General features: G+C 68.8%; 11 protein-coding genes. 3 read left to right on the forward strand and 8 right to left on the reverse strand.

The features are described from left to right. Position 1 precedes the first annotated feature (1 nt). A complete protein-coding gene (locus ACFY1L_RS40850) occupies positions 2–844 on the forward strand; it encodes a transglutaminase domain-containing protein (RefSeq protein ID WP_388836582.1) in 843 nt (280 codons plus the stop codon). A gap of 63 nt (positions 845–907) precedes the next feature. Here ACFY1L_RS40850 and ACFY1L_RS40855 read toward each other — a convergent pair whose 3' ends face one another. Beyond that, on the reverse strand, positions 908–2,032 hold the full coding sequence (locus tag ACFY1L_RS40855; RefSeq protein WP_388836585.1) for a sugar ABC transporter substrate-binding protein: 1,125 nt from the start codon (positions 2,030–2,032) through the stop codon (positions 908–910). 295 nt (positions 2,033–2,327) lie between these two features. On the opposite strand from ACFY1L_RS40855, the gene ACFY1L_RS40860 reads away from it, so the two are divergent. Then, positions 2,328–4,037, forward strand: a complete 1,710-nt coding sequence (locus ACFY1L_RS40860; RefSeq protein WP_388836588.1) for a PA14 domain-containing protein — start codon at positions 2,328–2,330, stop codon at positions 4,035–4,037. A gap of 64 nt (positions 4,038–4,101) precedes the next feature. On the opposite strand, the gene ACFY1L_RS40865 is transcribed toward ACFY1L_RS40860, so the two are convergent. The 5 genes from ACFY1L_RS40865 to ACFY1L_RS40885 form a co-directional block, all read right to left on the reverse strand. Continuing rightward, positions 4,102–4,551 (reverse strand): heat shock protein transcriptional repressor HspR, encoded by a 450-nt coding sequence (locus tag ACFY1L_RS40865; protein ID WP_388837035.1) that lies wholly within the window; start codon positions 4,549–4,551, stop codon positions 4,102–4,104. Positions 4,552–4,556: 5 nt separating this feature from the next. Further along, positions 4,557–5,738, reverse strand: a complete 1,182-nt coding sequence (gene dnaJ, locus ACFY1L_RS40870; protein ID WP_361275745.1) for a molecular chaperone DnaJ — start codon at positions 5,736–5,738, stop codon at positions 4,557–4,559. A 42-nt stretch (positions 5,739–5,780) separates the two neighbouring features. Next, complete coding sequence (gene grpE / locus ACFY1L_RS40875; RefSeq protein WP_388836592.1) at positions 5,781–6,446, reverse strand: nucleotide exchange factor GrpE; 666 nt, start codon at positions 6,444–6,446, stop codon at positions 5,781–5,783. Further along, a complete protein-coding gene (dnaK, locus tag ACFY1L_RS40880) occupies positions 6,443–8,287 on the reverse strand; it encodes a molecular chaperone DnaK (RefSeq protein ID WP_361275748.1) in 1,845 nt (614 codons plus the stop codon). Before dnaK ends, grpE begins: the two co-directional genes overlap by 4 nt. 94 nt (positions 8,288–8,381) lie before the next feature. Continuing rightward, a complete protein-coding gene (locus ACFY1L_RS40885; protein WP_388836597.1) occupies positions 8,382–9,413 on the reverse strand; it encodes an MraY family glycosyltransferase in 1,032 nt (343 codons plus the stop codon). Positions 9,414–9,620: 207 nt separating this feature from the next. On the opposite strand from ACFY1L_RS40885, the gene ACFY1L_RS40890 reads away from it, so the two are divergent. Further along, positions 9,621–11,903: a (Fe-S)-binding protein gene (locus ACFY1L_RS40890; protein ID WP_388836600.1), complete on the forward strand. Its 2,283-nt coding sequence runs from the start codon at positions 9,621–9,623 to the stop codon at positions 11,901–11,903. 56 nt (positions 11,904–11,959) lie between these two features. On the opposite strand, the gene ACFY1L_RS40895 is transcribed toward ACFY1L_RS40890, so the two are convergent. Together ACFY1L_RS40895 and ACFY1L_RS40900 are read right to left on the reverse strand one after the other, a co-directional pair. Further along, positions 11,960–12,385, reverse strand: a complete 426-nt coding sequence (locus tag ACFY1L_RS40895; RefSeq protein ID WP_388836603.1) for a VOC family protein — start codon at positions 12,383–12,385, stop codon at positions 11,960–11,962. A gap of 37 nt (positions 12,386–12,422) precedes the next feature. Then, positions 12,423–12,935: a GNAT family N-acetyltransferase gene (locus tag ACFY1L_RS40900; protein ID WP_388836606.1), complete on the reverse strand. Its 513-nt coding sequence runs from the start codon at positions 12,933–12,935 to the stop codon at positions 12,423–12,425. Between the last annotated feature and the right edge of the window lie 27 nt (positions 12,936–12,962).

The following is a 12,962-nucleotide window of genomic DNA, read 5'->3' on the forward strand; positions in this document are numbered from 1 at the left end:
CATGGCTCGTCGCCTCCGCATCAAGCACATCACCCGGGTCTCCTACGCGCAGCCCGCGGCCTCCTCGCACAACGAGGTCCGCATGACGCCGCTGACGATCCCCGGCCAGACCACCCTGGACGCCCGCGTCACCGTGAACCCGACGACGCCCACCTGGTCGTACTGGGACTACTGGGGCACCCAGGTCACCGGCTTCGACCTGATGGACCCGCACGGCAAGCTCACCATCACGGCCTCCAGCCTGGTCGAGACGTCCCCGGCGGAGCCACTCCCGGCCGCGCCCACGTGGGACGAGCTGGCCGAACGGATCGCGAAGTCCCGCCTGTTGGAGTTCGCGAACCCGACGGGCCGTACGACGGTCCCGCCGAAGCTGGTCAAGAAGGCACGGAAGGCGGCGGCCGGACTCGACCCGCACGAGACGGCGGTCGCGGTCTCGGCCCTGGTCGCCGACCGGGTGTCCTACCTGCCCGGCGCCACCAGCGTGAACACCTCCCCCGCGGAGGCCTGGGAGCAGGGCGCGGGCGTCTGCCAGGACATCACCCACCTCACCGTCGCCCTGCTGCGGGGCGTGGGGCTGCCGGCGCGGTACGTCTCCGGCTACCTCCACCCGGAGCGGGAGGCGGAACTGCACCGGCCCGTCGCGGGGCAGAGCCACGCGTGGATCGAGTACTGGGCGGGCGACTGGTGCGGCTACGACCCCACCAACCGCACCCGCGCCGACGAGTCCCACGTCGTGGTGGCCCGGGGCCGCGACTACGACGACGTCACCCCGCACAAGGGCATCTACCGGGGCGTGCCCGGCGGACCGCCGGAGGTGTCGGTGGAGTTCACCCGGGTGGCGTGAACCGACGGCAGAGGGCCGGGGGAGCGGTCTCCCCCGGCCCTCTCGGCTTCCCGCCGCCGTCGGCTACTTCAGGCCGATCGCCGCGCACTCCGAGGCGTACTTCGAGGTGCAGATCTGCGAGATCTTGTAGATGCCGTCCGCCACGACCGTCGACTTGATGTTCTTCTTCGTCAGGGCCGTCACGGTGACGAGCTGCGCCGGGATGTCCTTGTTGGTGGGGCTGTCGACGGTGTCCTGGGTGAGGGCGTCGAACTGAATGTCGTGGCCCTGCACCTTGGCGACCGCCATCTGCGCGGCCGCCTGGGCCTCCTGCGGGTACGACTTGTAGACGCTCATGTACTGCTCGCCCGCGACGATCCGCTGCACGGCCGGCAACTCCGCGTCCTGCCCGGTGATCGGCGGCAGCTTGGTGACCCCGGCGTTCTGCAGGGCCGTGACGATGCCGCCCGCCATGCCGTCGTTGGCGGAGTAGACGGCGGCGATGTTGCCCTTGCCGATCGCGTCGATCGCCGACTTCATGTTGGCCTCGGCGTTCTTCGGGTCCCAGTCCTTGGTGTCGTAGGACTTGGCGATCGTCACCTTGCCGTTGAGCTCGGACGTCGCGCCCGCCTTGAACTGTTTGGCGTTCGGGTCGGTGGGCGAGCCGTTCATCATGACGATCTTGTCGGAGGTGTCGGCGTCGCTGCCCAGCGCGTCGAGCAGGGTGCGGCCCTGGACCTCGCCGACGAGTTCGTTGTCGAAGGAGATGTACGCGTCGATCGGGCCCTCGGCGAGGCGGTCGTAGGCGATGACCGGGATGCCCGCGTCCTTGGCCTTCTTCACCTCGCTCGCGATGGCGTGCGAGTCGACGGCGTCCAGCAGGATGGTGTCGACCTTGTCGTCGATCATCTGCTGCATCTGGCGCGCCTGCTTGTCCGCGTCCTGGTCGGCGTTGGCGTAGTCGACCTTGCCCTGCTTCTTGGTGAGGGAGGCGACCTGCTCCTTGATGATGGGGTAGTCGAAGTCCTCGTACCGGGTGTTGGCCGTCTCCGGCAGCAGCAGCCCGATGGTGACGTCGTTGCCCTTCGTGGGGCTCGCGGAGCTGCTGTCCCCCGAAACGTTGAGCACGCCACACGATGTGAGCGACAGGGTCATCGTGGACGCTGCCACGACTATGGCGGTGCGACGCGTACGGCGCGTGGGACGCATGGGGGAGCTCACTTCTGATGCCTTCCGGACGCGGGCGCAGCTTTGCGACCCGGGTGACTGAAAAGCCAACGCGGAGCGGCCCCGAGGCGTCAAGCGGAATCACTTAACGAGTGCGCAACGCCACGCTCCGCCGATCTTGTGAAGAGATGGCAAAACCGCCTCCAAACACCCTTTACGGACTGCCCACTCAATGGCAGGCAAGGAGAAGGCAAAGATCCGTACAACCAACCCGATACCTCGCGAGTCGTGATCACGGCAGCTCCACCAGCCGTTCCGATCCTGACCAGAGGACCGAATGAACCCAGCCAGACGTACGACGACGGTCGCCGCCGCCGTCGTGCTGACCACCGCGGGCACCCTGCTCTCCGCCGTCACCACGCCCGCCTCCGCCGCGACGACCTGCGCCTCGCCGGTCTACAAGCGGCAGTTCTACGCGAACACGTCCTTCTCCGGCACCGCGAAGAAGACGGACTGCGACAGCGCGATCGACCAGAACTGGGGCACGGGCGCCCCGGCTTCGGGCCTCCCGAAGGACAACTTCGGCGTCCGCTGGACCGTCACCCGGGACTTCGGTTCCGGCGGGCCCTTCTCGCTGCCGGTCTCCACACAGGACGGCATCCGCGTCTACCTCGACGGCGTGCGCAAGGTCGACATCTGGAAGAACGTCTCCACGAACCAGAGCAAGTCCGTGGACGTCACCATCCCCTCCGGCAAGCACACCCTGCGCGTCGACTACGTCAACTGGACGGGCACCGCCAACGTCTCCTTCGCCTACCTGCCCCGCCTCTCGGCCACCGCCGACAAGGTCAAGCCCCTTGTGCCGACCGGGACTTCGGTGTCGTACGACTCCGCGACGGGCAAGGCGAAGCTGACCTGGTCCAGGAACAAGGAGATGGACCTCGCCGGCTACCGCGTCTACCGGCGTCTCAAGGGCACGTCCTTCGACAGCAAGCCCCTCGCGACGACCACGTCGACGTCGTACACCGACACCACCCTGCCGGTGACGGGCCAGACGTACTACTACGAGGTCCGTGCCTACGACAGGGTCGGCAACGAGTCGGCCGGTACGGCGGACCAGGGCGTGACCACCGTCGACCGGGTGGCGCCGGGCGTGCCCACCATCGTGAAGGCGACGGGCGAGGTGACCCCGACCGGCAGCACGGGCGGGCTGGAGGTCGGCTGGAACGCGGTCGAGGGCGCGGCGTCGTACCGCGTCTTCCGGGCGGCGACCAAGAGCGGCACGTACACCGAGCTCGGCAGCACGGACAAGCTCTCCTACCTGGACGCCTCGGCCGCCGAGAGCGTCGTGTACTACTACCAGGTCTCTGCCGTCGACGCCGCGGGCAACGAGTCCGCCCGGTCCGAGACCCAGTACGGCAAGATCTGGGACAACGACCCGCCGGCCCTCGTCACCGGCCTGGACGTCACCCCGACCGAGTACGGCTTCGAGCTGAAGTGGGACAAGAACGCCGCCACCGACCTGAGACACTACGTCGTCTACTGGGGCGAGCTCCTCGACGGCGAGGACGGCGAACAGGTCTGCTACGGCACCGCGTCGGACTACGTCTCGCCCACCCGCACCACCTACACGTACAGCACGCTCCCGGACGGCGACCAGGTCTGTTTCTTCATGGACGCCGTGGACGACGAGGGCAACTCCGCCATCAAGTGGAGCGACGAGCGCGTCACCGCCGTCTCCGTGACCGAGCTCGACATGACCCCGAGCGTGGCGACGCCCGAGGACGCGCCGGTCCGGCTGACGGCGAGCACCGGGGAGACGGGCGTCGCGCTGTCCTGGAACACGGTGGCCGACGCCACCGGATACCAGGTCTACCGCTGGGACCGGGACACCAAGGCGTACGAGAAGCTGGCGGTCACGACGGACACCTCCTACGCGGACACCGGCGCCGCCAAGGGCACCACCCACTACTACTGGGTGACCGCCCGGTACGCCGACGGCACCGAGTCGGCGCCCGGCGGTGACTACGCGGTCCTGACACCCTGAGCGGCCGCACCATGCGGAAGGGGCCCGGAAGTCGAACTTCCGGGCCCCTTCTCACACCTGCGGGTCAGTCGGTCTGCCGCCCCTTGGGCCGCCAGACCACCAACGCACTGGTCTGCTGCACCTCCTGATAAGGCACCAGATCCCGGCGGTACGACGCATGCACCGCCGCCTCGCGCTGCTGCATCGCCGCCGCCGCGCCCTCGACCGCCGTCTGGAGTTCGGCGACGCGCTGCTGGAGCGCGGCGACCTGGTTCTCCAGTTCGATGATCCGCTTGATGCCGGCCAGGTTGATGCCCTCGTCCTGCGACAACTGCTGCACCGTACGCAGCAGTTCGATGTCGCGGGCCGAGTAGCGGCGGCCGCGGCCGGGCGTGCGGTCCGGGGAGACCAGGCCGAGGCGGTCGTACTGGCGCAAGGTCTGCGGGTGCAGGCCGGAGAGCTGGGCCGCCACCGAGATGACGTAGACCGGGGTTTCCTCGGTCAGTTCGTACGGGTTGCGTCGACGGCCGTCCATCTTGGTCATGCTCCCTTCGCGGCCTGGAACAGCTCCGCCCGCGGGTCCTCGCCCGCGGTCGCCTCGCGATACGCCTCGAGTGCGTCACGAGCCTTCCCCGTCACGTCCTTCGGGACACTCACCTCGACGGTGACCAGCAGGTCCCCGCGGGTGCCGTCCTTACGGACCGCGCCCTTGCCGCGGGCGCGCATGGTGCGGCCGTTGGGCGTGCCCGGCGGCAGCTTCAGGGTGACCGGCGGTCCGCCCAGGGTGGGCACCCTGACCTCGCCGCCGAGCGCCGCCTCCGCGAACGTGACCGGCACCGTCACCGTGAGGTTGTCGCCCTTGCGGCCGAACACCGGGTGCGCGGACACATGGACCGTGACGTACAGGTCGCCGGCGGGGCCGCCCCGTTCGCCCGGTGCGCCCTTGCCGCGCAGGCGGATGCGCTGCCCGTCCGAGACGCCCGCGGGGATACGGACCTGCATCGTCCGGGAGGACTTCGCACGCCCCGAGCCCTTGCAGACCTCGCAGGGGTTCTCCGCGATCAGGCCGCGGCCCTTGCAGTCCGGGCAGGGGTCCGTGAGCGAGAAGCCGCCGCCCGAACCCCGCGCCACCTGACCGGTGCCGACGCAGGTCGGGCACACCCTGGGGTTGCCGTTCGCGTCGCCGGTGCCGGAGCAGGCCTTGCACGGTGCCTGCGAGGACATGCGCAGCGGGACCGTCGCCCCCTCGATCGCCTCGGTGAAGCTGAGGCTGACCTCGGTGTCGATGTCCTGGCCACGCCTGGGCTGCACGCGCGTGGTGCCCGAGCTGCCCCGGTTGAACAGGCCCCCGAAGACGTCACCGAGTCCGCCGCCGAAGCTGCCCCCGGAACCCCCGCCGCCCTGGGCGCCGCCTCCGAAGAGGTCGCCCAGGTCGAAGTTGAAGGAGCCGCCGCCGGCGCCCGGACCCGGGCGGAAGCCGCCGTTGCCGAAGAGGGCGCGGGCCTCGTCGTACTCCTTGCGCTTCTTGGGGTCGCCGAGGATGTCGTTCGCCTCGGAGATCTCCTTGAAGCGCTCCTCGGCCTTGGCGTTGCCCTTGTTGGCGTCCGGGTGGTACTCGCGGGCGAGCTTCCGGTACGCCTTCTTGATCTCGGCCTCGGTGGCGTCCTTGGGGACGCCGAGGACCTTGTAGTAGTCCTTCTCGATGAAGTCCTTGGTGCTCATCCTCGACGCGCCCCCTTTCCGGTGTTCCGCTCAGTGTTTACTTCAGCCCTCCTCAGGGCCGTTGTCCTTGTCGTCGCCGGCCGCCGGGGCTTCGTCGGCCCCCTCGGCCTTGACCGTCTGCGCCCCCGGCTGGGGTTCGGCGACCGCCACCCGCGCGGGGCGGATGGTGCGCTCGCCGATGCGATACCCGGGCTGCAGAATCGCCACGCACGTCGTCTCGGTGACGTCCGGCGCGTAGCTGTGCATCAGGGCCTCGTGGATCGTCGGGTCGAAGGGCTCGCCCTCCTTGCCGAACTGCTGCAGACCCATCTTCGCCGCGACGGTCTCCAGCGACTCCCCGACGGACTTGAATCCGCCGACGAACTCGCCGTGCTCCCGCGCGCGGCCGATGTCGTCGAGCACGGGCAGGAGCTCGGTGAGGAGGTTCGCGATGGCGATCTCTTTGACCGTGATCCGGTCCCGCTCCACGCGGCGGCGGTAGTTCTGGAACTCGGCCTGGAGCCGCTGGAGGTCCGCGGTGCGCTCCTCGAGCGCCTTGCGCACCTGGTCCAGCTGGGCCGTCAGGCCTGCGATCTGTGCTGATGCGTCCCCGGCCGGGGCCGCCCCCTCCCCCGAAGAGGGGGAGGCGGCCTGCGGCTCGGCGTCGTCGGGGGTGGCGCCGGAGGGGACGTCGGGCTTCTCCTCGAAGCCCGGGGTCTCCTCCGTCACGCGGCACCGTCCTTGCGCTCGTCGTCCACGATCTCGGCGTCCACGACGTCGTCGTCGGCCTTCGGGGCCTCGGCGCCGGCGGACTCGCCGCCCGCGGCCTGCGCGGACTGGGCGTCGGCGTACATGGCCTGGCCGACCTTCTGGGAGACGGCCGCGACCTTCTCCGTGGCGGTGCGGATCTCGGCAGTGTCCTCGCCCTTGAGCGCGGTCTTCAGCTCCTCGACGGCGGCCTCGACCTCGGTCTTGACCTCGCCGGGGACCTTGTCCTCGTTGTCCTTGAGGAACTTCTCCGTCTGGTAGACGAGCTGCTCGCCCTGGTTGCGGCTCTCGGCGGCCTCGCGGCGGCGGTGGTCCTCCTCCGCGTACTGCTCGGCCTCCTGGCGCATGCGGTCGACCTCGTCCTTCGGCAGCGAGGAGCCGCCGGTGACGGTCATCTTCTGCTCCTTGCCCGTGCCCAGGTCCTTGGCGGTCACGTGCATGATGCCGTTGGCGTCGATGTCGAAGGACACCTCGATCTGCGGGACGCCACGCGGCGCCGGCGGCAGACCGGTCAGCTCGAACATCCCGAGCTTCTTGTTGTACGCCGCGATCTCGCGCTCGCCCTGGTAGACCTGGATCTGCACGGACGGCTGGTTGTCCTCGGCCGTGGTGAAGATCTCGGACCGCTTGGTCGGGATCGTGGTGTTGCGCTCGATGAGCTTGGTCATGATGCCGCCCTTGGTCTCGATACCGAGGGACAGCGGGGTCACGTCGAGGAGCAGGACGTCCTTGACCTCACCCTTGAGGACACCGGCCTGGAGCGAGGCGCCGATGGCGACGACCTCGTCCGGGTTCACACCCTTGTTGGCCTCCTTGCCGCCGGTGAGCTCCTTGACGATCTCCGCGACGGCGGGCATACGGGTGGAGCCACCGACCAGGACGACGTGGTCGATCTCGTTGATCGAGATGCCGGCGTCCTTGATGACGTTGTGGAACGGCGTCTTGCAGCGCTCCAGCAGGTCGGCCGTCAGCTGCTGGAACTGAGCCCGGGTGAGCTTCTCGTCCAGGTGCAGCGGGCCCTCGGCGGAGGCGGTGATGTAGGGCAGGTTGATCGAGGTCTCCGTCGAGGACGACAGCTCGATCTTGGCCTTCTCGGCGGCCTCACGGAGGCGCTGGAGGGCCATCTTGTCCTTGCTCAGGTCCACGCCGTGACCGGACTGGAACTGCTTGACCAGGTAGTCGACGACGCGCTGGTCCCAGTCGTCACCACCGAGGTGGTTGTCACCGTTGGTGGCCTTCACCTCGACGACGCCGTCACCGATCTCCAGGAGGGACACGTCGAAGGTGCCGCCACCGAGGTCGAAGACGAGGATCGTCTGGTCGTCCTTGTCGAGGCCGTACGCGAGCGCGGCCGCGGTGGGCTCGTTGACGATGCGCAGGACGTTCAGACCGGCGATCTCGCCGGCCTCCTTCGTCGCCTGGCGCTCGGAGTCGTTGAAGTAGGCCGGGACGGTGATGACCGCGTCCGTGACCTTCTCGCCCAGGTAGGACTCGGCGTCGCGCTTCAGCTTCTGCAGGATGAAGGCGCTCATCTGCTGCGGGTTGAACTGCTTCCCGTCGAGCTCGATCTTCCAGTCCGTGCCCATGTGGCGCTTCACGGAGCGGATGGTCCGGTCAACGTTCGTGACCGCCTGGCGCTTGGCTACCTCGCCGACCAGCACCTCACCGTTCTTCGCGAAGGCGACGACGGACGGCGTGGTCCTGGCACCCTCGGCGTTGGTGATGACGGTGGGCTCGCCGCCCTCCAGAACGCTGACGACGGAGTTAGTCGTGCCCAGGTCGATGCCGACCGCACGTGCCATGGTGAATTCCTCCAGCTGACTTGAGTGGAACGGACTCAAGTGTGCACGACGCCCGGCAATGGGTCAACAGACCTGAGTCGCAGGGACTCAACTCTTATCCGTTCCTTACACGCAACTGGCCCCTGACCTGCGTGGATGCCTGCGTGGGCGGAGGCCGCCGGAGCCCGTAGACAGGGATCCGAAGCAGCATGAGTACGACGACGAGGGCTCCCGCCCCGACCCAGTAGACCCCGGACTCCGCGGTCCACCCCATGTGCACGAGCACCCCGACGAGCACCCCCGCAAACGCCCCGATGCCGAGCAGCACGGTCGCCCCCTGTGGAGTGAGCCCCAACCGCCGCAGCCGGTGCCCGAGATGGTCCGGGCCGCCGCGCAACAGCCCCCGCCCGGCCAGCCTCCGCGACAGGACGACGAGGAGTACGTCGGCGCTCGCGACGGCGGTGAGCGCGAACAGCACGCCGGCGCTGGAAGCGAGCCCGTACCCGGCCTGCGTGTACACGGCCGAGGCGGCGAGCAGGAACCCGGTGAACAGCGACCCGCACGCGCCGAGCCCCACGCGCGCGGGCGGCCAGTTGTGCATGAGGAAGCCGGTCAGCGCGGCGGCCAGCACACTCAGCAGCACCGCGAGACCGTCCATCACCTCGGCCGCCGCACAGGCACCGACCCCGAAGGCGGTGACGACCCCGACGGTCCCCGCGAGCCCGTCGGCATGGTCGAGCGCCTTGAACCCGACGGTGACGAAGACGATCCAGCAGACGGCGAGCAGCCCGGCGGGCAGCCCGGTCTCGTCGTACGGCACGACGTACGCCGCCGCAATGGTGGTACCGATGACGAAGACCCGCGTCTTGATCCGCCGCACATCCGCGATCAGCCCGATCGCGGCCACCCCGCCGCCCGCGACGAGCAGTTCCCCGACCCCGGACCCGAGGGGCGCCACGCCGGTCCGGTCGACGGTCACCGCGACCGCACAGGTGGCGAGCACCACCGCGACACCCCCGAACAGCGGCACCGGCCGCTGCCGCCGCCGGTCGGCGACGCCGAGGCGCAGGGCGGGAACCCGGAGCAGCGCGGTGAGCACGGCGGCGAGCAGCAGGGCGGTGGTGGCGGCGGCGATCCCGTATAGCACGGATCTAAGTTAGGGGCGAATGTACCAATTTGGTACGAATAACACGTTCAGATCTTAAGGCAACCCTCAGCGATCCAGATCACTGCACGCCTGGCTACAGTGCGATGGAAGATGGGGGTAGTCTCAGACGGACTGCATAAGTTACCGCTTAGTAATGTCGAGGCCCCGCCCTCGAACGAAACCCCTCGCAGGCCCGAGGAGCCCCCAATGCAACTCGCCGCGATCATCGTGTCGCTGGTCCTGACCGTGGTCGGCGTTGCCCTGCTCGCACGCGCCATCGGCCAGTTCGTCCGGTACTTCAAGCTGGGCCAGCCCGTGCCCGCCGGGAGCCGGACAGACAACCCCTACTCGCGCAGCGTGACGCTGGTTCGGGAGTTCCTCGGCCACACGCGGATGAACCGCTGGGGCATCGTGGGCTTCGCCCACTGGTTCGTGGCCGTCGGCTTCCTGACGCTGCCGCCGACCCTGGCGCAGGCCTTCGGTCAACTCTTCCAGGCCGACTGGACGCTGCCGATCGTCGGCGACTGGCTGCCGCTGGAGATGTACACCGAGTTCATCGGTGTGATGACGGTGCTCGGCATCGTCGTACTCATCGCGATCCGTCTGTCGAACCTGCCCTCGCGCCCCGGCCGCAAGTCCCGCTTCGCGGGCTCCAAGGCGGGTCAGGCGTACTTCGTCGAGTACGTCATCCTCACCATCGGCCTCGCGATCTACACCCTGCGCGGCCTGGAGGGTGCGATCCACCACGTGGACGGCTACGAGGCCTCGTACTTCGCGTCGTACCCGCTGGTGGTGGCCTTCAAGGGCCTGAGCGTCACGGCGCTGCAGAACCTGATCTACCTGGTCGCGATGATCAAGATCAGCACCTCGTTCATCTGGATGATCGTGGTCTCGCTGAACACCAACATGGGTGTGGCCTGGCACCGCTTCCTGGCCTTCCCGAACATCTGGTTCAAGCGCAACGCGGACGGCGCCACCGCTCTCGGCGCCCTGCAGCCGATGACGTCGGCCGGCAAGCCGATCGACTTCACCGACCCCGGTGACGACGACGTCTTCGGCGTCTCCCAGGTCGAGCAGTTCTCCTGGAAGGGCCTGCTGGACTTCTCCACCTGCACCGAGTGCGGCCGCTGCCAGTCGCAGTGCCCCGCCTGGAACACCGGCAAGCCCCTCTCCCCCAAGCTCCTGATCATGTCCCTGCGCGACCACGCGCACGCCAAGGCCCCCTACCTGCTGGCCGGCGGCGGCAAGACCATGGAGGGCGAGGAGAAGGCCTCCGAGGAGCAGCTCAAGGACGTCCCGGCCGCCGCGCTCGCGGAAGCGGAGCGGCCGCTGATCGGCACCGCGGAGGAGAACGGCGTCATCGACCCGGACGTCCTGTGGTCCTGCACCACCTGCGGCGCCTGTGTCGAGCAGTGCCCGGTGGACATCGAGCACATCGACCACATCGTCGACATGCGCCGCTACCAGGTGATGATCGAGTCCGCGTTCCCGTCCGAGGCGGGCACGATGCTCAAGAACCTGGAGAAGAAGGGCAACCCCTGGGGCCTGGCCAAGAAGCAGCGCCTGGAGTGGCTCAAGGAGGTCGAGTTCGAGGTCCCGGTCGTCGGCCAGGACATCGAGGACCTCACCGAGGTCGAGTACCTGTACTGGGTCGGCTGCGCCGGCTCCCTCGAGGACCGCGCGAAGAAGACCACCAAGGCCTTCGCCGAGCTGCTGCACATCGCGGGCGTCAAGTTCGCGATCATGGGCGGCGACGAGAAGTGCACCGGTGACTCCGCCCGCCGCCTGGGCAACGAGCCCCTGTTCCAGGAGCTCGGCATGGAGAACGTCATGGCGCTGAACATGGCGTTCGGCGAGGAGCTGGACGACGACGGCAAGGTCGTCCCGGAGTCCGCCAAGCCGAAGTCGGCGAAGAAGATCGTCGCCACCTGCCCGCACTGCCTCAACACCATCGGCAACGAGTACCCGCAGCTCGGCGGCGACTACGAGGTCATCCACCACACCCAGCTGCTGCAGCACCTGGTGGACGAGGGCAAGCTGGTCCCGGTCACCCCGGTCGAGGGCATCATCACCTACCACGACCCCTGCTACCTGGGCCGCCACAACAAGATCTACACCCCGCCGCGCGAGATCATCGCCAACGTCCCGGGCCTCAGGAACGAGGAGATGCACCGCCACAAGGAGCGCGGCTTCTGCTGCGGCGCCGGCGGCGCGCGGATGTGGATGGAGGAGCGGATCGGCAAGCGCATCAACAACGAGCGCGTCGACGAGGCTCTGTCGCTCAACCCCGACATCGTCTCGACCGCCTGCCCGTTCTGCCTGGTCATGCTCACGGACTCCGTGAACGGCAAGAAGAACGACGGCAAGGCCAAGGAGTCCATCCAGGTCGTCGACGTCGCCCAGCTCCTCCTCGAGTCCGTCAGGACCCCGGTCGACCCGGCCGGCGAGGAGGAAACGGAAAGCGCCCCGGAGCCGGAGCCGGTGAAGTAGCTTCTACGGCCGTCCCGATGCCCCCAGGTCCCACGCGGACCTGGGGGCATCGGCGTTCAGAACACCAGCTGTCCGACCCCCAGCAGATTCCCCTCGCTGTCCCGGAACCAGGCCCCGCGCTCGCCCCGCGCGCCCTTGCTCGGGTAATTGCCCTCGATCTCGGCGATCCCGCCCTCCGTACGGAAGCCGGGCGCGTCGACCTCCTCGAACACGACGCCCCGGGCCTTGAGTTGAGCCACCACCGCCTCGATGTCGTCGACCTCGAAGGCCATCTGCGTGAAGGTGCCGGGGGAAGCCCCCGTCGACTGGAACACCACGAAGTCCACTCCCTCGCAGCGATACAGCAGCCCGCCGGGCCGTTCGTCGACGGGATCGAGACCGAGCGTCTCGGAGTAGAACCGCCGCGCCCGCTCCAGATCCTGAGCAGGCAACCGGGTCGCGACGCGCCCCCGGGCCAGAATGTTCCTTCCGTCCGTGTTCATACCTCCACTATCGGCCCCACCTGCCCGCTCGGGTCGGTCATCGGCTCAGGTCGGTGCCGGGTGTGACGGCCCAGTGGTTGCTGCGCAGCACCCGGTCCGCGAACGTCACCTCGCACTCACCGAGGAGCCGGAAGCCGAGGGATCTGCAGACGCCGTTGGAGGCGGCGTTGCTGATCGCCGGAAACGCGTGCACGACTCCCCAGCGGTCCTCGTCCCGCGCCCGTTCAAGCAGGACACGAGCCGCCCGCTTGCCCAGGCCGCGCCCCTGGAACTCGGGCAGGACCATCCAGCCGATCTCCGAGATCGGCCCCTCGTCGGTGTCGTGGGACCAGATCGTCACCGCCCCGGCCACCACGTCCGGCGTGCCGGGATCAGGGACGATCATCTTGATCCAGGAGACGTCCGCCGCAGCCTCCCGGGCATCCCGAAGCACCTTGTCCCGCATGCCCTCCGACGGCAGCGGACCGCCGAGGTCGGTCGTCATGGCCGGATCGCAGCGCATGCGTACGTACGCCTCGACGTCGTGCGGTGTGACATTGCGCAACTGCACAGGGTCCTCCTTGCCGCCGGACTGTCG

Source organism: Streptomyces sp. NPDC001663 (assembly GCF_042893105.1).
Classification (GTDB): Bacteria; Actinomycetota; Actinomycetes; order Streptomycetales; family Streptomycetaceae; genus Streptomyces.

What these genes read in the sequence shown, in the direction of transcription:
- ACFY1L_RS40850 (WP_388836582.1), top strand. Translation starts at nt 2, where the DNA reads ATGGCTCGTCGCCTCCGCATCAAGCACATCACCCGGGTCTCCTACGCG.
- ACFY1L_RS40855 (WP_388836585.1), bottom strand. Translation starts at nt 2,032, where the DNA reads ATGCGTCCCACGCGCCGTACGCGTCGCACCGCCATAGTCGTGGCAGCG.
- ACFY1L_RS40860 (WP_388836588.1), top strand. Translation starts at nt 2,328, where the DNA reads ATGAACCCAGCCAGACGTACGACGACGGTCGCCGCCGCCGTCGTGCTG.
- ACFY1L_RS40865 (WP_388837035.1), bottom strand. Translation starts at nt 4,551, where the DNA reads ATGGACGGCCGTCGACGCAACCCGTACGAACTGACCGAGGAAACCCCG.
- dnaJ (WP_361275745.1), bottom strand. Translation starts at nt 5,738, where the DNA reads ATGAGCACCAAGGACTTCATCGAGAAGGACTACTACAAGGTCCTCGGC.
- dnaK (WP_361275748.1), bottom strand. Translation starts at nt 8,287, where the DNA reads ATGGCACGTGCGGTCGGCATCGACCTGGGCACGACTAACTCCGTCGTC.
- ACFY1L_RS40890 (WP_388836600.1), top strand. Translation starts at nt 9,621, where the DNA reads ATGCAACTCGCCGCGATCATCGTGTCGCTGGTCCTGACCGTGGTCGGC.
- ACFY1L_RS40895 (WP_388836603.1), bottom strand. Translation starts at nt 12,385, where the DNA reads ATGAACACGGACGGAAGGAACATTCTGGCCCGGGGGCGCGTCGCGACC.